The organism is Actinomadura terrae (assembly GCF_022751215.1).
GTDB classification, from domain to species: Bacteria; Actinomycetota; Actinomycetes; order Streptosporangiales; family Streptosporangiaceae; genus Spirillospora; species Spirillospora terrae.
Window position 1 is genome coordinate 250,674 of the sequence record NZ_JAICDG010000008.1, and the last position, 26,855, is coordinate 277,528.

Genomic DNA, 26,855 nt, shown 5'->3' on the forward strand with positions numbered 1-26,855 from the left:
AGAGGGATGGCATCCGCGTCCCCGACCAGCATGATCGTGGTGTGCGGATACTTCTCAAGATCGGCATCACGGCGGCCGCCCTGGGGGCGGCCACGGCGCTGCTCGACGGCATCACGGTCTCCGGTGACACGGCCGGACGGCGCGCGCTGACGCTGGTCGCCGTCGCGGTCATCTTCGGCCTGGTCAACGCCATCATCAAGCCGATCGTGAAGACGCTCGGCTGCGCCCTCTACATCCTCACGCTCGGGCTCATCGGCCTGGTGGTGAACGGGCTGCTGCTGTGGCTGACCAGCGTCGTCGCCGACCGCCTGGACCTGCCCTTCCACGTCGCCGGCTTCTGGCCCGCCTTCTGGGGCGCCATCGTCGTCGGCGTGGTCGGCTGGCTCCTCCACCTCGTCCTCGGCGGGGACGACGACTAGTCGACCTCCGGCCCGGCGTCCTCAGCCGCGCGACGCGTCCTAGCCCTCGCCGGCTGAGGCGACGCGGGCGAAGGGGGAGCCCGTCTCCGCTCCCGCGCCGCCGACGAGGATCCAGCGGCGGGAGCGGACGGCGCCGACCAGGAACTCCGCGTCGGTGAGCCGTCCCGTGTCCGCGACGATCAGCGCGTCGAACTCCTCCCCGGCGGCGGTGAGCCCGATGCCGAGCGGGGTGCCGACGACCAGGTCGGCGGTGCGGAGCAGGACCTCGGCCGCGCCGTCGGCGGCGTCGCCGCCGTCCAGATAGGCCGTGAGCTGCTCGATCCGCGCCATGGCCCGCGACTGGTGCCTGCCGATCAGCTCGGGCTCGCCGACCGGGTCCGAGCCGCAGATCTCCCGGACGTTCTCGCGGGAGCGCGCCTCCGCCTCGACCGCGGTCTCCAGATCGTTCTCGCGGGACGCCAGCTCCGCCTCGGCCTCCGCCGTGCGCCGCTCCAGCGCGGACCGGGTCTCGACCGCATGCGCGGCCGCGGCCTCCGCGGCGGCCTTGGCCCGCCCGGCGGTGGCGAGGGCATCCTCCCGGGCCTGGCGCGCGGCCTCCACCCGCTCCTCGATCGCCCGCGCGGCCTGCTGCGCGACGCGGGCCTCCATGCTCATCTGCGTGGCCCTGTCCACGGACTCGGCGGCCAGCCTCGCCTGCTCCTGGTAGGCGGCGGCCGCCTTCTCCCGCTCGGACGCGAGCCAGACGAGCTCCGTGCCGAGGCGTTCCTGCGCGTCCCGTGCGGTCGCGAGCCGCGTCCCGCCGTCGTTGACGAACGCCGCGAGCTCCTGGTGCCGCCGCTCCGCCTTCTCCGCCGCGTCCTTGGCCTCCTGGGCGCGCCTGGCCGCCTCGTCCGCCTCCCGGGCGCGGGCCTTGACCTCGGCGCGCAGGCCGCTCAGCCCGGACGGCGGGGACGCCACGTGCATCCGCTGCCCGAACGTCATCTTCCGCTTCATCGCCGACAGCGCCGACTCCGCCGAGACGAGCCGGTAGTAGGCGGCGTGGCCCTCCCCCGAGGCGTCCGCGTCGGCCGCCACCAGCCGCTGCGCCTCCTCGGCGACGCCCGGAAGCGCCTCCCTCGCCCGCTCCAGCTCGTCGGTGAGCGACGCCTCGAGGTCGCGCGCCGCCTGGAGCTCGGACTGCGCGGTCGCGTTGCGCGCCTCCAGCTCGGCGCAGCGGGCGTGGGCGGCGTCGGCGTCGCGGGTGTGGTCGCTCGCGTCGGCGGCCGCCGCGTCCGCCACCGCTTGGCGCCGCTCGGCCTCCTCCTTCGGCCCCGCCAGCTCGGCCTCCGCCTCGTCCTGGACGGCGATGAGCCGCTCCGCCTCAGCCTCCGCGTCCACCGCGCCCTGCTCGGCCGCCGCGACCGCCGTGCCCGCGTCCTCGATCTCCTTGGCGAGCGCGGCCAGTTCGGCCTCCAGCTCCGCGCGGCGCCGCGCGTTCTCGTCCTGGACGGCTTGCAGCGCCGCCGCGTCCCGTGGCCACTGCTCCAGCCACATCAACCCGCGCTTGAGCAGGCGCGCCTCCGTCTCCCAGGACTGCCGCCACGCCTCCCCCACGGGCCGGACGACCGCGTCCCGCACCCACTCCTCGGGGTCCCCGGCCGCCTCCGCGGGCTCCGGAAGATCGGGGAGGGTCATGTCGAGATTGCCCTCGTCGTTGAAGTTCAGCGGCCTGAACTCGACGGTGCCGTTGGACCCGAACTCGCCACGCGGCATCGGCCCGGCAGGCTCGACCGGCGGCGTCGCCGGGCGCGTCTCGACCAGGAGGGCGAAGGCGTCGTCCCGCATGCCCCGCAGAAGTTCCTCGGCCCGCTCCTGGTCGGGTGCAAGAAGGAGGGCCCGCTCGTTCGCGTCCAACACTTCCTGGACGGCCGCGCGGACGGCGGCGTCCCCGTCCTCCGCCTCGACAATCCGAACATCATCGGAATCCAGGGAGCCCGGGGCGAGGAGCAACCTGGCCAGCGCCTCCCAATCCCCGACGACCCGCCGCTCCCTGAACGCGCGCACCGCCGCGACATAGACCCCCCACCCGACCGCCTCGGACGAGGCCCCCCGCAACCGCGCCTCACGCTCCTCGAACGCCTCGGTCAACCCCCCATAAGCGGACTCGACCAGACAAGCCCCATCCCATAGCGGCCCAGGCTCCGCACCCGCCTGCGCGTCCGCTATCGCGACCGGATCGAGTTCCGCTGTGGGATTGAGCTCCGCGCCCGCGTCCGCCTGCGCGTCCACCTCCGCCTGTGGGGCCGCTCCCGCCCGGGAAATGCCGCCCGGCTCCGCGCCTGGCTGCGCATCCACGACCGGTGCCGCAATCGGATCGAGTTCTGCGGTCGGATTGAGGTCCGCGCCTGGCTCGGGCGCTGTGCGCGAGACCAGATCCGCGCTCGCCTCCGGCTGCGCGTCCACCTCCGCCTGGGTGCCCAGCTCCGTGGTCGGCCACGCGATCTTGTCTGGTTCACCGAGCGGGTCGGTTGCTGCGACTGGATCGAGTTCCGCGGTCGGCGGTGCGAGGGGGGTGGGGTCTGTGGGCGCTTCTGGGTTTGTGGGGGGTTGTGCGGCCGCTAGTGGTTCCGCGTCCGGGATTGTTGCCGCGGCCGGGTCGGGCTCCGGGAGCGGTGCCGTGGTCTTCTCCGGAGGATTTTCCGGAGCGTGGACGGGGTGCTCGTCCCCGTTCGGCTTGTTGGGCTCTGCTGACTGCTTCACCGACGCCATCCCGTTCCAGATCGACCCCGGGGCCGTATTTCTCCCCTTCTGCTCCGGACTAACGTCTCACAGCTTATGGATCAGTGGTGTTCGGCGAGAACGGCATGATGATCTTCGCCGGGGCCGGGCCGTGGATCCGGGTGGACGAGGGCGCCTGACAGGCGGGGGAGCGCGTGCAGGAGGCTGTGCTCGGCGTCCACGGCTACGCGGTGGGCCTGGACGATCGTGGAGAGCGGGTCGACGATCACGTCGCACTCGGCGCGGAGGCGGTGGCCGATCCAGCGGAGGCGGACGGAGCCGACGCCGAGGACGCCGCGCGTCCCGCGCAGGGCCTCCTCGGCGCGGTCCACCAGGGCGGGGTCGACGGCGTCCATCAGGCGGCGCCCCACCTCGCGGGCCGTTTGCCACAGGACGGCGAGGATCGCGAGGGTGATCAGGAGGCCGACCACGGGGTCGGCCCAGGGGAGGCCGAGGGCGAGGCCTCCGGCGCCGAGCAGGACGGCGAGGGACGCGAAGCCGTCCGTGCGGGCGTGGAGGCCGTCGGCGACCAGGGCGGCCGAGCCGATCCGGCGGCCCACGCGGACGCGGTAGCGGGCGACGAGTTCGTTGCCCAGGAACCCGGCGAGCCCGGCCAGGGCGACCGCCCAGAGGTTTTCCACAGGCTGTGGATGAGCGAGGCGGTGGACGGCCGCGTACCCGGCGGCCACCGAGGAAGCGGCGACCGCGAGCACGATCACGACGCCCGCGAGGTCCTCGGCGCGGCCGTAGCCGTAGGTGTAGCGGCGTGTCGGGGGGCGCCTGCCCAGCACGAACGCGATGGCCAGCGGGACGGCGGTCAGCGCGTCCGCCGCGTTGTGCAGGGCGTCGCCGAGCAGCGCGACGGACCCGGAGAACGCGAACACCACGGCCTGGACGAGTGTCGTGGCGCCCAGGCCGGCCAGCGAGATCCACAGCGCCCGCATGCCTTCGGCGCTGCCCTCCAGCGCGGAGTCGACCTTGTCCGCCGCCCCGTGGGAATGCGGCCGCAGGTGGTGGAGCCGCCCGTGACGATGCTCGCTCATCCCCCCACGATGACTCAGAAATCGCGTTGCGGCATCTCGACAACAGCGTCGTTTTCGCAGGTGCGGGGCGGTGGTCAGTGCGGATTGGTGGCCAGCAGCTCCGCCAGGAGGTCGTCGAGGGTGACGATGCCCGCGAACTCGTCGCGGGCGTCGTTCACGACCGCGAAGGCCGCCCGCGTCCGGCGCATCTGGCTCACCGCGTCCAGCACGGTCGTCTCCGCCTTCAGGACGGGCGCCGGGTGCGCCAGGTCGGCCGCGCGGCGTTCGCTGTCGGGTTCGGTGATGGCCGCGCGGACGTGCACGATCCCGGTCATCGTGCCGTCCTCATCGCGGACGAGCAGCCGGTTGTGGCCGCTGGCGGTCGCGGTCCGGCGGATCTGCGCGGCGGTCGCGTCCGCGCCGATCGTGGTCACCGACGTGGCGGGGACGACCAGCGGCCCCACGGTCGCGACCCGCGCGGCGATGGCGCGGCCGAGCAGTTCGTGGTCGTGCCTGCCGATCAGGCCGAGGCGGCGCGACTCGCCGAGCAGGTGGCTGAGGCGGGCCGGGTCGGTGTGGCTGTCCAGCTCGTCGCGGGGCGTGACGCCGATCAGCCGCAGCAGCGCGTTCGTCGTGGCGTTCAGCGCCGACAGGACGGGACGGGAGACCTTCGCGAAGCCCCGGAACGGCAGCGCCAGCAGCAGCGCCGATCTTTCCGGATGGGTGATCGCCCAGGACTTCGGCGCCATCTCCCCGACGACCATGTGCAGGAAGGTCACGACGGCGAGCGCGCAGGCCAGCGCGATCGCCTTCGAGCCCGCCTCGGGGACCCCGGCGGCGTGCAGCGGCGGTTCCAGGACGTGCTCGAACGCGGGCTCGGTGACGATCGCGAGGCCGAGCGAGCACATCGTGATCCCGAACTGCGCGCCCGCCAGCATCAGCGACAGCTCGCGGACGCCCGCGACGGCCGCCACGGCGGGACGGCTGCCCTTGGCCGCCGCGCGTTCGAGCTGCGAGCGGTTGGCCGCCACCAGCGCGAACTCGGCGGCGACGAAGAATCCGTTGCCGATCAGCAGCAGGACGGTGATCAGCAGCGAGGTCAGCGGGTCCACGACACCTCCTGTTCGACGTCCGGCCGCCCGGTCTCCACGGGCCGCGGCGGACGCGGCGCCGGGCCGCTGATGCGGATCTTCGCGGCGACGCGGCGCGCGACGCTGACGACCTCCAGCTCGACCTGCCCGGCGCCGTCCAGCGCGACCGTGAGGCGGTCGCCGGGGCTCGGCAGGCGGCGCAGCTCGGCCATGACGAGGCCGCCGAGGGTGTCGTAGGCGTCGCCCTCGGGCAGGTCGAGGCCGGTCAGCCGGCCGACCTCGTCGATGCGCATGCCCGCGTCGACCAGCCAGGAGCCGTCGGGGCCCGAGGTCGGGGCGTCCTCGCGGGCGTCGGTCTCGTCGGCGATCTCGCCGACCAGCTCCTCGGCGACGTCCTCGAAGGTGAGGATGCCGGCGAGGCCGCCGTACTCGTCCACGACGCAGGCGAACTCCTCGCCCGCGTCGCGCATGTGCTCGATCACCCCGTACAGCGGCTGGCTGCCCGGGACGAGCAGCGCCGGACGGACGATCCGCGCGAGCGGCGTCGCCGGGTCGAGCGAGTCGTCGGCGACCTCGCGGACGCCGACGACGCCGATGACGTCGTCGACCTCCTGGCCGTACACGGGGTAGACGCTGTGCCCGGTGTCGCGGATCAGTGCGACGAGCTCGCCCGCGGACGCGGTGCCCGGCAACGTGCTGACCTGCGGGCGCGGCACCATGACCTCGTCGGCCGTCAGGTCGCCGAAGGACAGGGCGCGCTCCAGCAGGCCGGACAGGTCGGCGGGCAGGTGCCCGGAGCTGTGCGACTTGCCGATGATGTCGCCGAGCTCCTCCAGCGTCGCGCCGCTGTGCAGCTCGTCGACGGGCTCGACGCCGACGGCGCGCAGCAGGCGTTCGGCGGCGCGGTCGAACAGCCGGATCAGCGGGCCCGCGACCGCGAGGTAGGCGAGGGTGGAGGCGGCCAGCACGCGCGCGAGCGTCTCGGCGCGGGCGAGCGCGAGGTTCTTGGGGAACAGCTCGCCCAGCAGCATCTGGATCAGCGTTGCCAGGACGAAGCCGGTGGCGAGCGCGATCGCGCCGGTCGCGCCGGCGGGGACGCCCGCGACGTCCAGCAGCGGCTCGATCAGCTCGGCGAGCGCGGGCTTGGCGATGAAGCCGACGACCAGGGTGGTCATCGTGATCCCGAGCTGCGCGCCCGAGAGCATGAACGACAGCCGGCCGATCACCCGCAGCGCCCGGCGCGCGGCGGCGTCGCGCTCGGCGGCCTGTTGCAGCGCCGCGCGGTCGGCGGCGACGTAGGCGAACTCCTGTGCGACGAAGTATCCCGTGGCGGCGGTGAGAACGACGACCGCGAGCACCCCCAGGGCCGCGCTCACCATCGGGCACCGGGTCTATGACTGGGGTCCGACACCGCGGACTCACCACTCCTCTCGTAGACGACTTACCTGCGTAACGCCACCTTGCGATGCGAGGTTCCTGGAGCACAAGGGTATGGGCGCGACCGAACGGGTGCTGGGGACGCGCTGAACACCCGCTGGAAGCCACTCGAACACGCGGCGTGCGCGCGACCGCACGCAGCGGCACCGGGAAGGGCCGAAAGGCCCGAAATCAGGGCGAAAGGGGGAGGGGGTGCCGTCCGGGGATGAACGCTTGTTTCGTAGAGTGTCACGGATCACACTATTGGGTGAGCGCAAGCCCGATCCTGGATGCGGTTCCCGCTCCCGAACCGCAGGACCGGGGAGAGCTCACGGGGACCGAGAGAGCCGACCGCGGGACTGACGTGGAAGAAAGCGGGGCAGGGGCCGCCGCGCCCATGAGCCGGGAGGGCGTCGACCATGCCCTGCGCGAGTTGCACGAGGAGCGGGAGCGGATCGCGGCGTCCCTGCTCGACCTGGACGGCCACCACGGCAGCCGGTTGCTCAAGGGCGCCCGGCTCACCGGCGAGACGTGGCGGCGCTGGCAGGCGGCGCAGGCCAGGCTCGCGGTGCTGTGGCGGCTCTTCGAGGCCTACCAGCGCGTGCTGGACGCGGCGACGCAGTTGCGCGAGCGCGCCCACCGGCCGGACGCGGCGACGCTGGTGGAGCTGACCGGGATGCTGTCGGGCCTGTCGGTGGAGATGCCGGACGGCGAGATCCCGCTGGAGGCGCGGACGCTGCTCGGCCCGACCGAGCGCCGGGTGACGCTCGACGAGGCGGTCGCGCTGATGTCGGAGGCGTACGAGTTCGTCGCCGGGGAGGTCGCGGCGGCGGACGCGGCGTGGTCGGCGCTGCTCGTCCCGCTGGAGGAGGCCGAGGAGGGCTGGCGGGAGATGGCGCGGCTGGCCCATTCGCTGGACGGCACCCGGCACCCCGAGCTCGACCGGCTGGGACGGGAGCTGACGGCGCTCGGCAGGCTCGTCCGCACCGATCCGCTGTCGCTCGTCAAGGACGGCAGGGCCGACACGACGCGGCTGGACCGCGTCCGGTCCACGCTGTCGTCGCTGCGCGGGGAGCTGTCGGGGGTCGCCCGGCTCCGCGACGGCTACGCCGGCCAGATGGAGCAGGTCACCGCGGCCATCGACGAGGTCGAGGCGCTGGAGCGGCGCGTCCTCGCGACGCATGCGATCGTCCTGGAGAAGATCGCGTCGCCGATGCTGCCCGCGCCGGAGCCGGGTCTCGCCGCCGGGCTCCGCGACCGGCTGGCCGCGCTGGAGCGGCTCCGCGAGGCGGGCCGCTGGGTCGAGATGGCGGGCCGGGTCGCCGAGCTGGAGCGCGCGGCCGAGGACGCCCGGGAACGTGCCTGGAGCGATCTTCGGCTGGGCGCGGGGCTGCTCGACCGCCGCAACGAGCTGCGCGGCCGGCTGGAGGCCTACCGCGCCAAGGCCGCGCGCCTCGGGCTGGCCGAGGAGGACAAGCTCACGCTGCTCTACGGGCAGGCCCGCGACCTGCTGTGGACGGCGCCGTGCGACCTGCGCGGATCGACGGTGGCGGTGGCGGAGTACCAGCGCGCGATCAGGGAGTGCGGACGCGAGGAGACGGGGACCCCGCCATGACCCGATGCGCCCAGGACGGCTGCCCCGGCGACGTCGCGGCCGACGGCTTCTGCGACGTCTGCGGGATGGCCCCGCTGCCCGAGCCGCCGCCGGTGAACCCGGCGGCGACCGAGGCGACCGAAGCCGCGGCCTCGGGCGGATCGGGCGGGTCGGCTGGGTCGGGCGGGTCGGGGTGGTCGGCGCCCGTCGCGGTGCTCGCCGCGCCCGAGAGCTCCGGCTCGGAGTCCTCCGGCCGGAGCGGCTCCAGCGGCTCGACGCGGCGCGGCATGCTCGGGGCGGGGCTGGTGGAGGTGCCGCCGGTGCCGACCCGCGACCCCGCGTCCGCGATCATGAAAGATCCGCGGGTGCCGGAGAACCGCCGCTTCTGTAGCCGCTGCGACGCGGCGATCGGCCGGGGCCGGGACGGGCGCCCCGGGCGCACCGAGGGGTTCTGCAAGAGCTGCGGGCATCCGTTCTCGTTCACGCCGAAGCTGCGTCCGGGCGAGATGATCGGCGGGCAGTACGAGGTGCTCGGCTGCCTCGCGCACGGCGGGCTCGGCTGGGTGTACCTGGCCCGTGACCACAACGTCAGCGAGCGGTGGGTCGTGCTGAAGGGCATGCTCGACACCGGCGACGCCGACTCGCTGGCCGCCGCGACCGCCGAGCGCGCGTTCCTGGCCGAGGTCGAGCACCCCAACATCGTCAAGATCTACAACTTCGTGAAGCACGCCGGGTCCGGCTACATCGTCATGGAGTACGTCGGCGGGCGGTCGCTGAAGGACATCCTGCTCTCCCGCCGCGACGCGGAGGGCGAGCAGGCGGCGCTGCCGCTCGGCCAGGTGATCGCCTACGGCCTCGAAGTGCTGAGCGCGCTCGGCTACCTGCACGGCGTCGGGCTGCTGTACTGCGACTTCAAGCCCGACAACGCGATCCAGTCCGAGGAGCAGCTCAAGCTGATCGACCTCGGCGGGGTGCGGCGCGCGTTCGACGTCGACAGCCCGATCTTCGGGACGCCCGGCTACCAGGCGCCCGAGATCGGCTCGCGCGGCCCGACGATCACCTCCGACCTCTACACGGTCGGCCGGACGCTCGCGGTGCTCAGCTTCCCCTTCGCCGGGTACACGCGGCGGCACCTGCGGAGCCTGCCGCCGCGCGAGGAGGTGCCGCTGTTCCAGCGGCACGAGTCCTACCACCGGCTGCTGCGCCGGGCGACGCATCCCGACCCGGCGCGCCGGTTCCAGAGCGCGGCGGAGATGGCGCAGCAGCTCACCGGCGTGCTGCGGGAGGTGCTGTCGGCCGAGGACGGGCGTCCCCGCCCGGCGCCGTCCGCGCTATTCGGCCCCGAGCAGCACACCGCCGGGGCCGAGGTCGTCGCTGGCCCCGGCGAGACCCGCCGCGAGGACGCGCGGACCCCGGCGGGCCTGCGTCCCGACGAGGGCTGCGTGTCGGTGCTCGTGCCGCTGGAGGCGGCGGCCGCGGCGGTGGCGCTGCCCGTTCCGCTGGTGCACGGCGCGGACCCGGCCGCCGCGTTCCTCGCCGGGCTCACCGCCCGCGACCCGGACGACCTCGCCGCCGCGCTGGAGGCGGCGCCGGTCGCGTCCCGGGAGGTCAGGCTCGCGCTCGTCCGGGTCAGGATCGAGCTGGACGAGCTGGACGAGGCGGGCGCGCTGCTCGACGAACTGGCCCGGGACGGCCCGGACGACTGGCGCGTCGACTGGTACCGCGGCGTCCGCGCCCTCGCCGACGGGCGCGCGGGCGATGCGTCCGCCGTCTTCACCGACCTGTACGACCTGATGCCGGGCGAGCACGCGCCCAAGCTCGCGCTCGCGTTCTGCCACGAGTGCCGGGGCGAGGCCGCCGAGGCCGGGCGCTTCTACGAGACGGTCTGGCGCACCGACCCCACCCACGTGAGCGCCGCGTTCGGGCTGGCCCGCGTCAAGCTGAGGGCCCGCGACCGGGCCGGGGCCGAGCGGGTGCTCGACTCCGTTCCGCCGGTCTCCAGCCACCATCTCGCCGCGCAGCTCGCGGCGGTCGCGGCGGCGGTGCGCGGGCGCCGCCCCCGCGACCTGGACGCGGCGACGCTCGTCGAGGCGGGCCGCCGGTTGCAGGCGCTCCGGCTCGACACCGAGCGGCGGGCGGCGTTCGCCGCCGAGGTGCTGGAGGCGGCGCTGGCGTGGGTCCGCGCCGACCGCGACCCGGCGCGTCCGGTGCGGCGGCAGACGGTCCTCGGCGTGCCGATGCGGGAGGCGAGGCTCCGGGGGAGGCTGGAGGAGAGCTACCGGGTGCTGGCCAAGCTCGCGGGCGGCGCGGAGCGGCGGCACGCGCTGGTGAAGCGGGCCAACGCCGTCCGCCCGAGGACCCTCCTGTGATCCCCCGCGCCGCTGCGCCCCGCCGCCCGCCGAACCGCCGCCCGAACAGATCAGGGAGCCCGGCATGAGCGACCTTCCCGAGTTCACGATCCGCGTCGACCAGAACCCCTACCTTCCGGCGGGCGCCGGGGAGATGCACGCGATCGTCTCGGTGGAGGCCGCGAGCGCGCACCCGCCGGCGCAGGCGCCGCGCCGCGGTCCGGCGGCCGAGATCATCATCGTCGACACGTCCGGGTCGATGTCCTACGGCGGCAAGCTGGTCGCCGCCAAGCGCGCCGCCCGCGCCGCCGTGAAGGCGCTGCGCGACGGCGTGCACTTCGCCGTGATCGGCGGCGCGAACCGGCCGAGGATGATCTACCCGCAGGGCGAGCGGCTCGTCCGGGCGGGGGACAGGACGCGGCGCGGCGCGCTCGTCGCCATCGGACGGCTGGACGCGGCGGGTGGCACCGCGATCGGCTCGTGGCTGCGGCTCGCGAACCGGCTGTTCGAGAGGCACCGCGACGCCGTCCGGCACGCGATCCTGCTGACCGACGGCAAGAACCAGCACGAGAGCGCCGACGAGCTGGACGCCGCGCTCCGGCACTGCGCGGACGGCTTCGTCTGCGACGCGCGCGGCGTCGGCACCGACTGGGACGTCGCCGAGCTGCGCAAGATCACCTCTGTGCTGCTCGGCGGGTTCCTCGACGTCCCCGACCCGGCCGACCTGGAGTCGGACTTCCTGTCGATGGCGCGGGACGCGATGGGCAAGGAGGTCACGGACGTGGCGCTGCGCGTGTGGACGCCGCAGCACGCCCGGGTGCGGTTCGTGAAGCAGATGGTGCCGCTCGTGGAGGACCTCACCGGCCGCCGGACGGAGTCGGGACGGCAGACGGGCGACTACCCGACCGGCGCGTGGGGCGCCGAGCAGCGCGAGTACCACCTGTGCGTCGAGGTGCCGCCGGGCGACGTCGGACGGCAGATGCGCGCGGCCTGGGTGAAGATCGTCGTCCCCGGGACGGCCGAGGTGCCCGAGCGGGAGCTCGCGCACGGCAGCGTCCTCGCCGAGTGGACCGAGGACGAGGGCAAGTCCACCCGGATCAACCGGCGCGTCGCGCACCACACCGGGCAGTCCGAGCTGGCCGACGCGATCCGGGAGGGGCTGGAGGCGCGCCGCGAGGGCGACGACGACACCGCGACGACCCGGCTCGGCCGCGCCGTCGTGCTGGCCCAGCGGGTCGGGAACGAGCAGATCGCCGGGCTGCTGGACCGGGTCGTGGACGTCCTGGACCCGGAGACCGGCACGGTCCGGCTGAAGCGCGGGGTGTCCAAGGCCGACGAGATGTCGCTGGACACCCGGTCCGTGCGGACGGTGCGCACCCGCCAGAACGAGACGGAACCGGGCGAGGGCGGAGGCTGAGACATGGGGGACTGCCCGAACTGCGGCGCGCCCCGCTCGGGCCGCTACTGCGAGATCGACGGCCACGACTTCGAGACGGCCGGACGGGTGGGCGCGCCCACGTTCGAGATGCCCGCCGTGCCCCGGCACGCCTGGCTCACGCCGATGGTCCCGCCGCCGCGGCTCGGCGGCGTCCGGCGCGGGCCCCTCACGGCCGTGATCAACGCCGACCACGACTACTACACCTCGGTCCTCGCGCTGGAGGGCCCGGACTCGGCGGCGCTGGTGTTCCCGCCGTACTGCCCGGAGCGGCGCGTCCGGCTGTCGGGCGGCGAGGTGCGGATCGGGCGGCGCGGCGGGTCGGAGATCGACCTCGGAGTGCTCCCGGAGGACCCCGGCGTCTCGCACCTGCACGCGGTGCTGCTCGCGCAGCCGGACGGGACGTGGGTGCTGGTCGATCCCGGGTCCACCAACGGGACGACGGTCAACGGCGGGTCCGAGCCGATCCCGGTGAACGTGCCCGTCCCGGTGGGCGCGGGGGACCGCATCCACGTCGGCGCCTGGACGACCATCATGTTGACCCCGCCGGAGGCCCCGTCATGACGACGACGCGGAGACGGCCCACCGCGGGCGAGACGGCGGCTCGCGAGACGGCGGCCGTCCTGGAAATGGGCCCCGAGAGGAAGACGGTCGCGTTCGCGCGCGGCCGTTGGCTGCGCACCATCCCCGGGCAGATCCGCGCCTACGCGGTCGTGACGCTGCTCGCCGTCGCCGCGCTGCTCGGCGTGCTCACGATGGCGATCGGGAACGCGCGCGACTCCGTCGAGACGATCGGGCACGACGCGGGCCCGCAGGTCGTCGCGACCAGCGCGCTCTACTTCTCGCTCAGCGACATGGACGCGCAGGTCGCGAACATCCTGCTCATCGGGCGCGAGCACCGGCTCGGCATCGGCTACGACGAGTCGCTGCGCCTCTACGAGCGGCGCCGCGCGGAGGCGGTCGCGGCGGCGGTGCAGGCAGCGCAGATCGCGGGCGGGGACGCCGAGCTGCGGACGACCGTCCAGGAGGTCCTCCAGGGCCTCGGCCGCTACGAACGGCTCGTCGGCCAGGCGATGCTGCTGGACCGGCAGGCGAACCACGCGCCCGGGGCGCTGCCGGCGCAGGTCGTCGACGCCTACCGGCAGGCCACCGACCTGATGCGGCTCGAACTGCTGCCGAAGGCCTACAACATCACGCTCGACAGCGGCGCGGCCGTCCGGCAGGCGTACGAGACGAAGCGCTCGGCGGTGCTGTCGGGACGGACGTGGGTCGCGGTCACCGGCGCCATCGCGCTCGCGCTCCTGCTCGCCGGGCAGGTCTACCTCACCCGGACGTTCCGCCGCGTGCTCAACCCGGCGCTGGTGCTGGCGACGGTCGCGACGCTCGCGCTCGTCCTGGTCGGCGCGGGCCTGCTGACGGCGCTCGCCGGGCACATCAGGACGGCCAAGCAGGACGGCTTCGAGTCCGTCCTCGCGCTGTCGCGGGCCCGCGCGATCAGCCACAGCGCGTTCGCCGACGAGAGCCGCTACCTGCTCGACCCCGGCCGCGCCGACACCTACGAGCAGACCTACCTCGACAAGTCGCTCGCCGTGATCTATCCGGACATGGGCACCAGGCCGGTGAACCTGGAGAGCTACTACGCGGCCGTGAACAGCGGAATCGCGGGTTACAAGCCCGGCGACCCCGATCCCTTCCTCGGCTTCTTCGGGGACGAGGCGCGGGCGAGCGCCCGGGGCGGCGCGAGCGCGAACTTCGTCCAGGTGCTCAGGTCGTACCAGCTCGTCCTCGACTCCGACCGGCGGATGCGCGAGCTGGCCGCCAAGGGCGACCGCGCCGGGGCGGTCGATCTGCGGATGGGCCGCACGTCCAACGTGATCCGCGACTTCGGCGCCTACGACGCGTCGCTGAGCGCGCTGACCGCCGTCCACCAGCGCGCGTTCGACACCGAGATCGCCGACGCCGACGGCGGCCTGCGCGGCTGGACGGCGCTGCCGCCGCTCGCCGCCGCCCTCATCGCCGTGCTGGTCGCCGCGGGCGTCCGCCCCCGGCTGGCCGAGTTCCGCTGACAGGAGTGAGCCCATGCGCGCCACCCGTCTCGCCGCCGCCGGCCTGCTGCTGTCGCTCGCGGCGTGCGGCAACTCGGGCCCCGGCACGGTCGCCGACAAGAAGTCCCTGGTCATCGGCGTGAAGGCCGACCAGCCCGGGCTCGGACGCCAGGGCCCGAACGGTTACGAGGGGTTCGACGTCGATGTCGCCGTCTACGTCGCGGGCAGGCTCGGCGTGCCGCGCAACCGGATCAGGTTCCGCACGACGAACTCCTCCGTCCGGGAGGCGGCGCTGGCGGCGGGCGACGTCGACCTGATCTTCGCGACGTACTCGATCACGGCCCGGCGCAAGAAGGCGGTCACGTTCGCCGGGCCGTACTACGTCGCGCACCAGGACACGCTCGTCCGGCCCGGGGCCGCGATCCGCGACGTCCGCGACCTGAAGGGCAAGCGGATCTGCGAGGTGACCGGGTCCAACTCCTGGCGGCGCGTCGTCGAGGAACGCGAGATCGCCGCCACGCCCGTCACCGCGCCGACCTACGGCGCCTGCATGGACGACCTCGCCGCCGGACGCCTGGACGCCGTCTCCACCGACGACCTGATCCTCGCCGGCTTCGCCGCCGGCCGCGGCGGAAAGATCATCAACGCCCCGTTCACCGACGAGAAGTACGGCGTGGGCCTACGCAAGGGCGACCTGGAGGGCTGCGAGGCCGTCAACCGCGCCCTCACCCGCATGTACCAGGACGGCACGGCCGCGCGCCTGCTCGACAAGTGGTTCGGCGACTCGGGCCTCAAACTGACGACGAGCGTCCCCCAGTTCGAGGGCTGCTCCTAGAAACCGCAGTGACCTCAGCGCACACGCGGGCGCGTAGCTGAGCGGTGGGGCCGAAGCCGGAGGCGAGGCCCCACCGCGAAGATCGCGAAGCGATCCGCGCCCGCAAAGGCACGGTCACGTCCCGAGCCGCCAGGCGAGGGACGTGGGCCGGGACTTAATAAATAACGCGCCCGACCCCGCCGTAGCGGTGGACGGCGGGGACGGTCGACCCCGGCCCCGGCCGCCAGCGCGAACAGGTCACGATGCCCGGGGCCAGCAGCTCCGTCCCGCCGAAGAACGCCGCGATCGCCTCGGGCGTGCGGCTGACCACCCCCGGCGCGGTCGTGGTGTTCCAGTGCGCGACCGCCCGTTCCATCGCCGCCGGGCTCAGCGCCCCGGTCAGGTGCCCCGCGACGAGATGGCTCCCGGGCGCGAGCGCCGACACCAGCCGCTTCACGATCCACTGCGCCTCCTCGTCGTCGGCGATGTGCTCCAGCACCCCGAGCAGGAGCAGCGCCACCGGCCGCCGCAGGTCCAGCGTCTCCGCCGCGCCGAGGAGGATCTCGTCCGGGTCCCGCAGGTCGGCGTGCAGGTGCGCGACGGCGCCCTCGGGCCGGCCCGCCATCAGCGCGCGTGCGTGCGCCATCACGACCGGGTCCTTGTCGGCGTACACGACCCGCGCGGTCGGCACCGCGACCTGCGCGACCTCGTGCGTGCCGTACCGGGCGGGCAGCCCCACGCCGATGTCGAGGAACTGGTCGACGCCGCTCTCCGCCAGGTGGCGGACGGCCCTGCTCTGGAATCCGCGCTGCGCCCGTGCCGCCCTGCCGAGATGCGGAAGCATCTCGGTCAGTTCGATGGCGACCTTCGCGTCCGTGCTGTAGAAGTTCTTCCCGCCTAGCCAGTAGTCCCATACGCGCGCGCTGTGCGCTGGCCTGGAAGTCGGCCCCCGGTGGTCCCCCGCGTTGGGTCGTGGCTTCATCGCGCCCCGGAAGGAGCGAGTTAGACCAGACATGCCTCGGACGATAGGCCGCCCCCGTCACACGGTCGGTCACACCGTCGGCGGACCACTACCGCGCACCCGCGCGGTCATCCGAGCGTGCGCACTCCGTGACGCACTTCCGTGACGCACTTCCGCGACGCCGCCGATGATGCGCATCTTGCGCCGCGTCCACGGCTGGTCGGGACGCCACCTGCCCACGTCGACCAGGCCCGGCTCGACCAGCGGCAGCCCGCAGAACAGCCGCTCGATCTGCGTAGGGCTCCGCAGGTGGAGCGCGAAGACGCTGCCGGGGTCGCGGGCGTCCAGGTAGGGGCGCAGCCGCGGGTCGAGGCCGTCGTCGCTGAGATGGGTGATCGCCACGAGGCTGCCCGGGGGCAGCGCGCCGGAGTAGCGTCCGAGCGCCTCGACGAGCGCGCCGGTGCCGAGGTCGTCGTCGCCGGTGTCGCCGAGGTGCTGAAGCGTGTTCGCGCACAGCAGACCGACGGGCTCGGTGAAGTCGAGGTGCGCCCGGGCCTCGTGCAGCACCGCGTCGACGTCGCACAGGTCGAGCTCGCGGAACACGATGCCCGCGCCGTCGGCCATGAGCGCGTTGGCGTAGGCGCCGACGTGGGGGTCGTTGTCGATCAGCAGGAGCCGCGCGTCCGGCGCGACCTGCCGCGCGATCCGGTGGACGTCGCGTCCCTCCGGGTCGGGCATGCCGGTGCCGAGATCGAGGAACTGCCGGACGCCGCGTCCGCCGATGTAGCGGATCATCCGGACGACGCAGTCGCGCTTCTCCCCCGACAGTTTCCAGGTGTCGGTGCCGGTCTCTTTGATGATCTTGGCGATGAACGCGCGGTCGGCGGCGTAGTTGTCCTTGCCGCCGAGCGTGACGTCCACGACCCCGCGCGCGGTCGGGCGGCCCTCCGGGTCGGGAGGGCGCTCGTCCTCGACCTGCGGAGACCGCTGCCGGGGCCGCCACAGCAGCGAGGGGTCGTCGGCGCGGATCCGGTCGCGCATGCGCTCCAGCCGCACCCCGGGCGAGGTCTCCAGCAGCCGCTCGAACGAGTCGGCCGCGTGCCGGAAGGCGAGCAGGGCCTCGGCCCGGCGTCCCGTCCGGTGCAGGTCGAGCATGCGCAGCGCGTGCAGCCGCTCGTTCAGCGGGTCGAGCGCGAGGAAGCCGGAGATCTGCTCGGCGAGCCCGGGGCCGTGCCGTCCGAGGTCGAGCCGCGTCTCGACCAGCGCCTCGGTCACCTGGACGCGGCGGGTCAGCAGCGGTGCGAGGTAGGCGTCCATCGTCGCGGTGGGCGGGAAGTCCGGCAGCGGCGCCTCGCCGGGACGGCTCCGCCACAGCCCGAGCGCCTCCTCGTAGAGCCGCGCGGCCTGTTCGAGGTCCCCCCGGCGCCGCTCCTTGTCGGCCAGCGTCGCGGCGTTCCCGAACTCCTCGACGTCGAACTCGTCCCGCGGGCCCCGGACGAGCCGGTACCGCTGCACGCCCGCGTGGTCGACCTCGGTGGCGAGGCTCTCCTCGCCGCGCGGGAGCAGCCGCCGTGCCCGGTAGACCAGCGTCCGCGGGGCGGACGTGCTCTCCGGTGGGTCGTCGTCCCACAGCAGCGAGCGGAGCTGCTCGGCCGACAGGGCCCAGTCGCGTAACGCGAGCACGCTCAGCAGATGCCGGACGCCGCGCTTGCGCACCCGCCCCTCGCCGAAGTCGAGCGGACGACCTTCGTCGTCGGTGACCGTCAGCACACCCAGGACAGAGAATCTCACGGGGGCGACTCCCTCCAGGCCAGTCGATGCCCGCATGACAAGATGCCGATTTAGCTGACATTTTGCCGTGGCAAAAGCCACTGTTTCCAGTTTTTATGTGATTCGCCAGGTTGGCGGTGCGATTTCCGTATCGCTGGAAGGGGGACGGGGTCTTTCGCCCCGGCCAATTCCCGGACGGAAGGCGGAGGCGGGGCGCTGCCGGCCCTGGGTCAGGCGCTGCGGTGCTGGGGGTCAGGCGCTGCCGGTGCTGTGGTCCTGCGGCTCGTCGGCCAGGGACCCGAGCGCCTCGCCGAGCGTGTCGTGGATCGGGATGAACTTGTCGATCCCGGTGATCCGGAAGACCCGCAGGACCCGCGGCGGCAGCCCGGCCAGCGCCACCAGCGTGCCGCGTTCCAGCGCGCGGCGGTTGGCGGCGACGATGGCGTTCAGGCCGGTGGAGTCGCAGAACGTGACCTGCCGCATGTCGACGACGAGCGGCCCGCCCGCGTCCACGACCTCGAACAACGCCCGCTCGAACCGCGCGCGGGACACCACGTCGATGTCGCCCCGCACCCGGGCGAGGGTGCAGCCCTCGTCGCGCATCAGATGGATGTCGAAGTCCATTGGTCACCTCACGCCCCGATTGGGAGGGCCTGAGCCCGTCCCAGGTGACTCCTCAGCATTGCGCACCCATGCCCGCATACCAAGCAGTTCCAGGTAAAGGACCAGGTTGCTCCGCCCTGCCCCGCACCCCACGCCGGGGACGGGACGCCCCGTCCCTCCCCCCGCGGCGGCCGCGGAAACGGGCGCAATAACCTACTGTAGAGAAACTTACTTATCGGTAAGAATGGTGGTCGCCCGAAGCCCCCGGCCAATGGCGTCGACCCGCGTTCCCCGGTGCGGACGTGCCCAGTATAGGCTTGCCGGTGCGCACGTGACCTGCGGCAGGCCCATTGTTGACCGGCACCGCCGCGGGAAAAGCAGGCGGTGACCGGGGCCCGGATCGGCGCAGAGGTTACAGTGGCGGTGCCGAATTCGGGAGGCTTGGTGTTCTACACGTTCATGACGCGCGTGGTGCGTCCGATCCTCTGGCTGCTTTTCCGCCCCAGGGTGGAGGGCGGGGAGAACGTGCCGAGCTACGGCCCGCTCATCGTGGCCAGCAACCACCTGTCGTTCATCGACAGCTTCATCATCCCGCTTGCGGTCCCGCGTCCGGTGACCTACATCGCCAAGGCCGACTACTTCGAGGGCGGCGGGCTGAAGAAGGGCTTCGTCCGCTGGTTCCTCACCAACCTCGGGCACGTCCCGGTCCGGCGCGGCGCCAGGCGCGCCGCCATGGGCGCCCTGGAGCAGGCCGCCGAGATTCTCGACAACAGCGGCGCGTTCGCGATCTACCCCGAGGGCACCCGCTCCCCGGACGGGCGCCTCTACCGCGCCCGCACCGGCGTCGGCTGGCTCGTCCTCACCTCCGGCGCCCGCGTCCTGCCGGTCGCGCTGGAGGGCACCGAGAAGATCCAGCCGCTCGGCGCCTCGCTGCCGCGCGTGTTCGGGCCCCGCCCGACCGTCCGCATCGGCCCCCCGATGGACTTCTCCCACTACGACGACCTGCCGCCCGCCAAGGCCCGCCGCGCCATCGCCGACGAGATCGTCGAGACCATCCAGAAGATGTCGGGCCAGGAGTACGCCGGGGTCTACAACGAGCGGGCCGACCAGAAGGCCTGAGCCCGCCTGGAAGGGCCGCGCGGGCGTGTCGCCGGAGGATCTCGCGCATTCCGGGCCGTAGTGTCGCCCGCATGGCCCACAGGCTCCTCCCGATCATGCTCCCGGTCACCCTCGTCGCGACGCTGGCGGCGGTGTCCGCCTGCGGCGACAGCGGGGAAGAGCGCGCGCGGCCCGTCCGCGCCGGAAAGGCCGTCCTCGCCGGTGGCTACACCGCCGCGCAGCTGGAGCAGGCGCTCCTCGTCGAGACCCCCGGCTACCGCCGCAACGGCGACCCCGACTCGGGCGAGTACGGGACGCTCAAGGCCTTCCAGGACCTGGAGCAGCTCCGCAAGCAGGTCACGGTCGACAAGCCGCGCTGCCAGAACGGCGGCACGGGCGCCGTCGGCGGCCCGATCGGCAACCTCGAGACCGACACCCCCGCCGCGCTGGCCGCCTTCACCGCGGCCGACGGCCACCTGGTCACCGAGACCCTGATGGGCGTGTCGGACGCCGACGCCGAGAAGCAGGTGAACGCGCGCGTCCCTCCCGGCTGCCTGGCCTTCCGCACCAGAATGGGCGCGCAGTGGTCGCAGCACCGCGTGGTCGAGACCGTGCGCGGCGACATCGGCGGCGGTTCGAGGGCGGTCGGCGTCACCACCGTGACCGGCCGCGAGCGCGCCTACACCTGGTATGTGGTCTTCAAGGACCAGCGCTACCTGGGCACGGTCAGCGTCTTCGGCCCCCGCGCCACCCGCCAGGAGGCCGAACGCCTGGCCCGAGAGTCCCTGACCCAAGCCCGCCGCATCCTCGGCTAGCCGGGCCCCAGGCGCCAGGACCCCTGCCTGACAGTCCCAGCCATTAACCTGAACCGGCCGATACCTCACCCGTGCGATCGCGTCCGAAGGCAGGTTCGAGCTTGCGAGAACCTGATCGCGAAGCGAGCCGCCAGGCGAGTTCGGAGCGATGCCAGCGATCGCCGCTTCGCCCGTTGAAGGAAGGCGCGCCAGCGCCGACCGCCAAGGACGAAGCAATAAGTAGGGGAGGGCCCTTGATTGGTCGGGAGGGGCGGGTGACCGGGAAGATCGGGGCCGGTCTGGTCGGGGAGGTCATGATCCCGATTCGCGGGGGCGTCGAGGCGTTCTACGCGCATCCCGTCGACCCGCGCGACGAGTTCGGTGTCGGAACGATCGTCGTGGTGGTCGAGTACCACCCGCCCAGGACGGTCTACGTGGCGCAGGCGCTCGCCTAGACGTCACGCTGGTCAGGCGTGGGCCCGGCGGCCGTCCCGGTGATGAGGGGGACGGGGCGGAAGCCCTTGGTGACGAGCCAGATGCCCAGTGCCGCCTCCCAGATGATCTCCGGCACCGTGAACAGGACGTTCACCGCTGACACCTGCTCGTAGGCGCCGAACAGCACTGCGGTCGCCGTGGCGAAGGCGATGGCGCCTCCGACGAGCCCGATGAGCGCCATGGGACGCGGCACCAGGCCCGACCGGAACATCAGGTAGCCCAGCATCACCCCGTTGCCGAGGCCCGCGCAGAAGGCGGGGCCGAGCAGGAACGTCTGGTCCTTGACCGCTATCAGCGCCCGGCCGATCAGGACGGCGTCGGCGCCGCCCTCGCCGCCCAGGTCGTGCCGCAGGGCGACGACGGCGAGCACGCACGCGACCCCGACCAGGATGAAGGTCGAATCGAGGATGCGCGCGCCGAAGTAGCCGAGGGCGATGCCCTCGCTCTGCCGCTTCAGGATCGGGAACAGCACGACCGCGGTCGCGATGTTCGACACGGCGGTCAGGACCTCCAGGAGCGCGCCCAGCCGCACCTGCGTGTCCGCGCCCGATCCGAGGATGTAGTTCGCGTCGTTGAGGACCGGGTCGTACAGCACCACCGCCGGAATCGAGAAGACGAAGGTGAGGATGAACCAGACACCGGCGATCCTGGCCGTCCGCTGAGCGGCGTCCGCCGGGGCGTGCGGCGTCGGAGATTCGGTCGTGTTCACGTGTCTCCCAGGCTTGGATCAGCCCCCCGGCCCTTGCCGCGGGATCAGAGAACCACGCCGGACGATCGTTGTCTCCACCTGCGGGTGGCCGGTTTCAGCCGCCCTGGGGGAGCCAGCGGGTGGGAAAATTTATGAAGATTCCTCAGGACGCGAACCGTCCAGGCATTTTCTGCGTCTAGGAGGAAACGCGTACGGACCCCCTTGTAGAGGCCCGTCGCCCGAGGGGAGGAAGCCGGATGCCCTTGATCGCCGCGGCGGTAGCCGTCGTCGTCGCCATCATCGTGCTCATCGTGTTGTTCAAGATGGTCTGGCGGGTCGCCGAGCCCAACGAGGCGCTGATCATCTCCGGGCTGGGCGCCAGGTCCAAGCCGATCGACGGGCTCGACAGCCTCGGGTTCAAGATCATTACGGGCAAGGGGACCTCGGTGCTGCCGGGCTTCCAGGTCGCCCGCCGGCTGCGGCTCGACAGCCGCGCCGCGAACCTCGAGGTCAACTGCGTCACCCAGCAGGGCATTCCGGTGAAGGTCCGCGGCGTCGTGATCTACAAGGTCGGCGACGACTTCGTGTCGATCGCCAACGCCGCGCGGCGCTTCCTGGAGCAGCAGGGCTCGATGGACGGCGCGATCCACGAGCTGTTCACCGGCCACCTCCGGTCGATCATCGGCAACCTCACCGTCGAGGACCTCATCCTCAACCGCGAGCGGCTCACCAGCGAGACCCGCAGCTCCGCCGCCGACGAGATGAGCAAGCTCGGCCTCGTCGTGGACTCGCTCCAGATCCAGGAGATCGACGACGAGACCGACTACATCGCCAACCTCGGCCGTCCGCACGCCGCCCGCGTCGCGGCCGCGGCCCGGATCGCCGAGGCCGAGCGCGACCAGGAGGCCACCCAGCGCGAGCAGGAGGCCATGCGCGAGAACGCCGCCGTGATCCGCGACACCGAGATCAAGAAGGCGGAGTACGAGGGGCAGGTCAGCCAGGCCGCGCAGCAGGCCCGCCAGGAGGTCATCCTCAAGGAGACCCGCAACGCCGAGCTGGAGGCCGAGCGCACCGAGAAGCGGCTGGAGAGCGAGGTCCGCAAGCCCGCCGACGCCCGCGCCTACGAGCAGGTCAAGCTGGCCGAGGCCGCGCGCGAGCAGCGGATCGCGCAGGCGCAGGCCGCCGCGACCGAGATCCAGCTCAAGGCCCAGCGCGAGGCGGAGGCGACCCGCCTGCTCGGTGAGGCGCAGGCCGACGCCACCCGCCAGAAGGGTCTCGCGGAGGCCGAGGCGATCAAGGCCCGCGCGGACGCGCTGGCCCGCAACACCGACGCGGTCATCGCGCAGCAGCTCGCCGAGCAGTGGCCCCAGATCGTCGAGGCGGGCGCCCAGGTCTTCGGCAACGTCGACAACATGGTCGTGCTCAACGGCGCCGAGGGCATCGAGGACATGCTCGCCAAGGCCCTCACGCTGGGCGGCACCGGCCTCGGCGTCGCGCGTCAGCTCCTCGCCGGGATGAACGGCTCCAACGGCCAGAACGGCACGGCCCCGGCCAACGCCCAGATCCCCACCGTCCCGGTGGAGGTCCCCACGGAGAAGTGACCCGCGAGGAGAACTGACCCGCCTCTCAGGCCCCGTCGTCCCCGGCGGGGCCTGAGTTGTCGGGAGCCCGAGGCGGACGGGCGTCGCCCTAGACTTCTTTCATGTCCGTCCCGCGGCTCGCCGTCACCGTCGACCTCGTCGTCCTCACCGTGCGGGAGCAACGGCTCTGCGCCCTGATGTGGCGGCGCGACCGGGACCCCTACAACGGGACGTGGTCGCTGCCCGGCGGCTTCATCCAGTTGGACGAGGATCTGCCGGTCGCCGCGTCCCGGCTGATGGCCGAGCGGGCGGGGCTGGCCGACGTCCGGATCCATCTGGAGCAGCTCGCGACCTACGGCTACCCCGATCGCGACCCGAGGCAGCGGGTCGTCAGCGTGGCGTATCTGGGCCTGGCGCCCGACCTGCCCGCCTCCAGCCGCGCGCAGGTGCTGTGGACGTCGGTCGAGCAGCTGACCAACCACGACCGGGCGGCGTTCGACCACCGGCGCATCCTCTGCGACGGCGTGGAGCGGGCCCGCGCGAAGCTGGAGTACACCTCGCTCGCGGCGGCGTTCTGCCCGCCCGAGTTCACGGTCGCGGAGCTGCGCCGCGTGTACGAGATCGTCTGGGGCACCGTCCTGGACCCCCGGAACTTCCACCGGAAGGTCACCGGCGCCGAGGGGTTCCTGGTGCCGACCGACCGGACGACGACCCGCGACGGCGGGCGTCCCGCACGCCTGTACGGACGCGGCGCCGCCGAGCAGCTCCGCCCGCCGATGCTGCGCCCCCCGCCCGAGCGACGGGCGCCATGACCTGGGGGGATGTTTCGAGCATCGTGGGGCCGTTGCTAGGTTCTCACCCTATGAACGGTGACTCGTCCGAAGTGTTGGGACTGCTCGTCCGGGACATCGGCGACGCCGGCGTCGCGGAGATGGCCGGTTCGCCCGGTCTGGCCGCGGCGGTCGACCAGCACGTCGCCACCCTCCGCGACGAGCTCGGCGCCGTCGGCCAGGACGAGCTGATGGGCTACCTGCGCGACTTCGCCGAGGAGGCGTTCAACCGGGGCTGGTGGCCGGGCGACACCCGCGACTGGGAGTTCGTCCGGATCGTCGCGGTCTGCTGGCTGCTGCGCTCACCCGGATAGCCCGGCGGGCCCGCCCCCGGCGGCTTCGGGCGACCGTCCACTATGTCCAATGTGTGGGGATACGTAGGCTGGGTGCCGACCACCCATGTTCACCTGGAGGACAACGGTGTCCGAAGTAACATCGCCGCGCTTCCGCTCCGTCCTCGACCGGTTCGTGGCCTACAAGCCCGGCAAGGTCGTCGTGTCGCCCGAGGGCCGCTCGTTCAAGCTGTCTTCCAACGAGTCGCCGCAGGGCCCGCTGCCCTCGGTGCTGGACGCGATCGTCGACGCGGCGGCGAACATCAACCGCTACCCCGACAACAACGCGACGGCGCTGACCGAGGCCATCGCGGCGCACTGCGGCGTCCCGGCCGATCATGTCGCGGTCGGCTGCGGCTCGGTCGGGGTGTCCCAGATGCTGCTGGAGGCCGTGGCGGAGCCGGGCGCCGAGATCGTCTACGCGTGGCGGTCGTTCGAGGCGTACCCGCTGCTGGTGGCCCTGTCGGGCGGGACGCCCGTCCAGGTGCCGCTGCGGGAGGAGACCCACGACCTCGCCGCGATGGCCGACGCGATCACCGACCGCACCCGCCTGATCTTCGTCTGCAACCCGAACAACCCGACCGGCACGGTCGTCGGCCGCGCGGAGATCGAGGCGTTCCTCGACCGCGTCCCCGAGGACTGCCTGGTCGTCCTGGACGAGGCGTACCGCGAATACGTCCGCGACGACGACGTCCCGGACGGCCTGACCCTGCTCGCCGGCCGCCCCAACCTCGCGATCCTGCGCACGTTCTCCAAGGCCTACGGCCTGGCCGGGCTGCGGATCGGCTACCTCGTCGGCCATCCGCTGGTGGCTGGAGCGATCCGCAAGACGTTCCTGCCGTTCAGCGTCAACTCCGTCGCGCAGGCCGCCGGGATCGCCTCGCTCGCCGCGACCGACGAGCTGCTCGCGCGGGTCGAGGGCACGGTGAAGGAGCGCGACCGGGTCCGCGGCGCCCTGATCGAGGACGGCTGGACGGTCCCGCCGACCGAGGCCAACTTCGTCTGGCTGCGGCTCGGCGAGCGGACCATGGAGTTCTCCGAGGCCTGCGACGCGCAGGGCGTGAGCGTCCGCCCGTTCCCGGGCGAGGGCGCCCGCGTCTCGATCGGCTCGCCGGAGGAGAACGACGCGTTCCTGGCCGTCGCAAGGAACTTCCCTCACCGCAACTGACCACTTCGCGGTGCCGCGGCTGACCGCTCGGGGCCGCTCCGCCCCCGGACCGTCCGTGTCCGGGGGCTGCGGAGCCCGCCGTCAGCCCGCGGTGGCCTTCGGGCCGAGTTTCTCGACGATCAGGCGGTAGAGCTGGCGCGGGCGGCCGGGCTGCGGCGTCCGGTTCGGCGGGAGCGGCCAGGCCAGCCCCTCCTCGACGAGCGTGCGCAGCAGGCGGCGCGCGGTGCGGGGGGTGACGCCGAGCATCTTGCCGGCGTTCTCCGCGTCCACGATGAGGGGTTGGTCCTGGTCGCCGAGCTTGTCGGCGAGCCGTGCGAGGATCTCCAGACCCTTCGGCTTGGCCTGCGGCTGGCTGCGCGGCGGGGTGCGCGGCGCGGGCACCAGGGCCCGACCGTCGCGGTCGAGCGCGAAGCCTTGGGCCCGCTGGGAGCTCTGCGAGCGCGCGAGCGCGGCGCGCGCGTGGTTCTCCGCCTCGTGCGCGGTGCGTCCCATGCCGATGCCGACCTCGATCGCGAGGCCGAGCTCCTCCCGGACCCGCTCGACGAACGGCGGCGTCCGGAAGCCCTCGGTGGACGCGGTGACCGACCCGCGCGTGGCGATGACCAGGTAGCTGTGGTCGTCCAGCGGCCACACCGAGGCGTTCATCCGGTGCGCCTCCTGGAGCAGGACGCGGTGCAGCGCCAGCTTCAGCTCGTCCCGCCAGTAACGCGGGGTGACGCGGCGGGGGGTCTCGCGCAGCGTCGGGACGTCCACGAGCACGACGACGAGCTGCGACTCCTCCAGCCGGTGGTGCGCGCCGAGCAGCGCCGCCGTCTGGAGCGAGCTGCGGATCGCCGCGCCGGTCGGCCGGACGCGGATGGTGGGCACGCCCGCCATCTCCATCCGTTCCGCCGTCGCGTGGACGCAGGTCATCGCGACCGTCGTCGCGCCGCGCCGCCACAGCCGCTCATGGAACGCGGCGAGCGTGCCGGGCCCGGCGGCCTCCTCGCGCAGGTGCACCTGCTCGGTGCCGAGGCTGATCTCGGCGTAGGCCTCCTCGACCTCGGCGCGTCCGAGCACGTCGATGCTCACCCGCGACGGGTCGAAGCGTTCGTCCAGGGATGCGCGCAGCAACGCGCCTTGCAGGGCGGCGCCGTTCAACGGGACGTAGGTGGCGGGCATCGTGAGTACCCCCGCCTTGCGGGCGAAGTCGTACGGCACGGGGCTGGCGAAAAGACATACGTCCACGCCCGAGCCCAGCCGCACGACCTTGTCGGCCGCCTCCTGTTCGTCCCGATATGCGGCGGCCACCAGCCGGCTAGGTACCGGTGTGGGGCCGTGGCCCATCAACATGACCCTCTCGACGAGGTCATGCGGGCCTACGACCCCGATCGTGAGATCGGGTGTCACCGACCCCGTTCGTGCGGCCGTCATCGATGATCTCTCGCTTCCGGTCCATCCTCTCGGCGGAGACCCGGTGGCCCCAGCCACGCGTTCGCGCACGTTTCGCCCAACGGTTGACTCATGGCTCGTCGCCCCTGCCTTCTGACCCAGCACCGCAGTTCCCGTGCGATTCGTTCCTCAGTGGGCAGATCGGGTCAGGGCGACGATGTGTG

Annotated in this window: 23 protein-coding genes; 14 read left to right on the forward strand and 9 right to left on the reverse strand. The window is 73.1% G+C overall.

From position 1 onward, the window contains the following. The first annotated feature begins 41 nt into the window (after positions 1-41). Positions 42-419, forward strand: coding sequence for a phage holin family protein (locus tag K2F47_RS37380; protein ID WP_242910973.1), 378 nt, complete (start codon positions 42-44; stop codon positions 417-419). Between the two features lie 39 nt (positions 420-458). Here K2F47_RS37380 and K2F47_RS37385 read toward each other — a convergent pair whose 3' ends face one another. The 4 genes from K2F47_RS37385 to K2F47_RS37400 form a co-directional block, all read right to left on the reverse strand. After that, entirely contained in the window at positions 459-2,546 is a 2,088-nt protein-coding gene (locus tag K2F47_RS37385) for a coiled-coil domain-containing protein (RefSeq protein WP_242910974.1), read from the reverse strand. A 692-nt stretch (positions 2,547-3,238) separates the two neighbouring features. Beyond that, entirely contained in the window at positions 3,239-4,219 is a 981-nt protein-coding gene (locus K2F47_RS37390; RefSeq protein WP_242910975.1) for a cation diffusion facilitator family transporter, read from the reverse strand. 74 nt (positions 4,220-4,293) lie between these two features. After that, positions 4,294-5,310, reverse strand: coding sequence for a hemolysin family protein (locus K2F47_RS37395; RefSeq protein WP_242910976.1), 1,017 nt, complete (start codon positions 5,308-5,310; stop codon positions 4,294-4,296). Beyond that, a complete protein-coding gene (locus tag K2F47_RS37400) occupies positions 5,298-6,668 on the reverse strand; it encodes a hemolysin family protein (protein ID WP_242910977.1) in 1,371 nt (456 codons plus the stop codon). The genes K2F47_RS37395 and K2F47_RS37400 overlap by 13 nt, the downstream gene beginning before the upstream one ends. Positions 6,669-7,102: 434 nt before the next feature. Here K2F47_RS37400 and K2F47_RS37405 point away from each other — a divergent pair, with 434 nt between their 5' ends. The 6 genes from K2F47_RS37405 to K2F47_RS37430 all read left to right on the forward strand — a co-directional run bounded on the left by K2F47_RS37405 (position 7,103) and on the right by K2F47_RS37430 (position 14,962). Beyond that, the gene (locus tag K2F47_RS37405) at positions 7,103-8,320 is read left to right on the forward strand and encodes a hypothetical protein (RefSeq protein WP_242910978.1); all 1,218 of its coding nucleotides are present in this window, start codon (positions 7,103-7,105) and stop codon (positions 8,318-8,320) included. Further along, the gene (locus K2F47_RS37410) at positions 8,317-10,668 is read left to right on the forward strand and encodes a serine/threonine-protein kinase (RefSeq protein WP_242910979.1); all 2,352 of its coding nucleotides are present in this window, start codon (positions 8,317-8,319) and stop codon (positions 10,666-10,668) included. The genes K2F47_RS37405 and K2F47_RS37410 overlap by 4 nt, the downstream gene beginning before the upstream one ends. 64 nt (positions 10,669-10,732) lie before the next feature. Further along, positions 10,733-12,064: a VWA domain-containing protein gene (locus tag K2F47_RS37415; RefSeq protein WP_242910980.1), complete on the forward strand. Its 1,332-nt coding sequence runs from the start codon at positions 10,733-10,735 to the stop codon at positions 12,062-12,064. A gap of 3 nt (positions 12,065-12,067) precedes the next feature. Continuing rightward, entirely contained in the window at positions 12,068-12,646 is a 579-nt protein-coding gene (locus K2F47_RS37420; RefSeq protein ID WP_242910981.1) for an FHA domain-containing protein, read from the forward strand. Then, the gene (locus K2F47_RS37425) at positions 12,643-14,148 is read left to right on the forward strand and encodes a GlnX family signal transduction membrane protein (RefSeq protein WP_242910982.1); all 1,506 of its coding nucleotides are present in this window, start codon (positions 12,643-12,645) and stop codon (positions 14,146-14,148) included. Before K2F47_RS37420 ends, K2F47_RS37425 begins: the two co-directional genes overlap by 4 nt. 13 nt (positions 14,149-14,161) lie before the next feature. Then, entirely contained in the window at positions 14,162-14,962 is an 801-nt protein-coding gene (locus K2F47_RS37430) for a glutamate ABC transporter substrate-binding protein (RefSeq protein ID WP_242910983.1), read from the forward strand. Between the two features lie 154 nt (positions 14,963-15,116). Here K2F47_RS37430 and K2F47_RS37435 read toward each other — a convergent pair whose 3' ends face one another. The 3 genes from K2F47_RS37435 to K2F47_RS37445 all read right to left on the reverse strand — a co-directional run bounded on the left by K2F47_RS37435 (position 15,117) and on the right by K2F47_RS37445 (position 18,296). After that, entirely contained in the window at positions 15,117-15,956 is an 840-nt protein-coding gene (locus tag K2F47_RS37435; protein ID WP_242910984.1) for an SAM-dependent methyltransferase, read from the reverse strand. 36 nt (positions 15,957-15,992) lie between these two features. Then, complete coding sequence (locus tag K2F47_RS37440) at positions 15,993-17,693, reverse strand: SAM-dependent methyltransferase (RefSeq protein WP_242910985.1); 1,701 nt, start codon at positions 17,691-17,693, stop codon at positions 15,993-15,995. A 231-nt stretch (positions 17,694-17,924) separates the two neighbouring features. Further along, on the reverse strand, positions 17,925-18,296 hold the full coding sequence (locus K2F47_RS37445; RefSeq protein ID WP_242910986.1) for an STAS domain-containing protein: 372 nt from the start codon (positions 18,294-18,296) through the stop codon (positions 17,925-17,927). A 423-nt stretch (positions 18,297-18,719) separates the two neighbouring features. Here K2F47_RS37445 and K2F47_RS37450 point away from each other — a divergent pair, with 423 nt between their 5' ends. The 3 genes from K2F47_RS37450 (at position 18,720) to K2F47_RS37460 (ending at position 20,622) form a co-directional block, all read left to right on the forward strand. Beyond that, the gene (locus K2F47_RS37450) at positions 18,720-19,394 is read left to right on the forward strand and encodes a lysophospholipid acyltransferase family protein (protein ID WP_242911087.1); all 675 of its coding nucleotides are present in this window, start codon (positions 18,720-18,722) and stop codon (positions 19,392-19,394) included. Between the two features lie 71 nt (positions 19,395-19,465). Beyond that, on the forward strand, positions 19,466-20,188 hold the full coding sequence (locus K2F47_RS37455) for a hypothetical protein (protein WP_242910987.1): 723 nt from the start codon (positions 19,466-19,468) through the stop codon (positions 20,186-20,188). A 254-nt stretch (positions 20,189-20,442) separates the two neighbouring features. Then, the gene (locus K2F47_RS37460) at positions 20,443-20,622 is read left to right on the forward strand and encodes an NfeD C-terminal domain-containing protein (RefSeq protein ID WP_242910988.1); all 180 of its coding nucleotides are present in this window, start codon (positions 20,443-20,445) and stop codon (positions 20,620-20,622) included. Here the strand turns inward: K2F47_RS37460 and K2F47_RS37465 are convergent. Further along, the gene (locus K2F47_RS37465; RefSeq protein WP_242910989.1) at positions 20,619-21,371 is read right to left on the reverse strand and encodes a DUF4386 domain-containing protein; all 753 of its coding nucleotides are present in this window, start codon (positions 21,369-21,371) and stop codon (positions 20,619-20,621) included. The genes K2F47_RS37460 and K2F47_RS37465 overlap by 4 nt on opposite strands. Before the next feature lie 236 nt (positions 21,372-21,607). On the opposite strand from K2F47_RS37465, the gene K2F47_RS37470 reads away from it, so the two are divergent. From K2F47_RS37470 to hisC, 4 genes are all read left to right on the forward strand, one after another. Next, complete coding sequence (locus K2F47_RS37470) at positions 21,608-22,951, forward strand: SPFH domain-containing protein (RefSeq protein WP_242910990.1); 1,344 nt, start codon at positions 21,608-21,610, stop codon at positions 22,949-22,951. A gap of 101 nt (positions 22,952-23,052) precedes the next feature. Further along, on the forward strand, positions 23,053-23,742 hold the full coding sequence (locus K2F47_RS37475; RefSeq protein ID WP_242910991.1) for an NUDIX hydrolase: 690 nt from the start codon (positions 23,053-23,055) through the stop codon (positions 23,740-23,742). Between the two features lie 50 nt (positions 23,743-23,792). After that, positions 23,793-24,074, forward strand: a complete 282-nt coding sequence (locus K2F47_RS37480) for a DUF6401 family natural product biosynthesis protein (protein WP_242910992.1) — start codon at positions 23,793-23,795, stop codon at positions 24,072-24,074. Between the two features lie 85 nt (positions 24,075-24,159). After that, positions 24,160-25,260, forward strand: coding sequence for a histidinol-phosphate transaminase (hisC, locus tag K2F47_RS37485; protein WP_242910993.1), 1,101 nt, complete (start codon positions 24,160-24,162; stop codon positions 25,258-25,260). Positions 25,261-25,341: 81 nt separating this feature from the next. Here hisC and K2F47_RS37490 read toward each other — a convergent pair whose 3' ends face one another. Continuing rightward, positions 25,342-26,673: a transcriptional regulator gene (locus tag K2F47_RS37490; protein ID WP_242910994.1), complete on the reverse strand. Its 1,332-nt coding sequence runs from the start codon at positions 26,671-26,673 to the stop codon at positions 25,342-25,344. Positions 26,674-26,855: the final 182 nt, after the last annotated feature.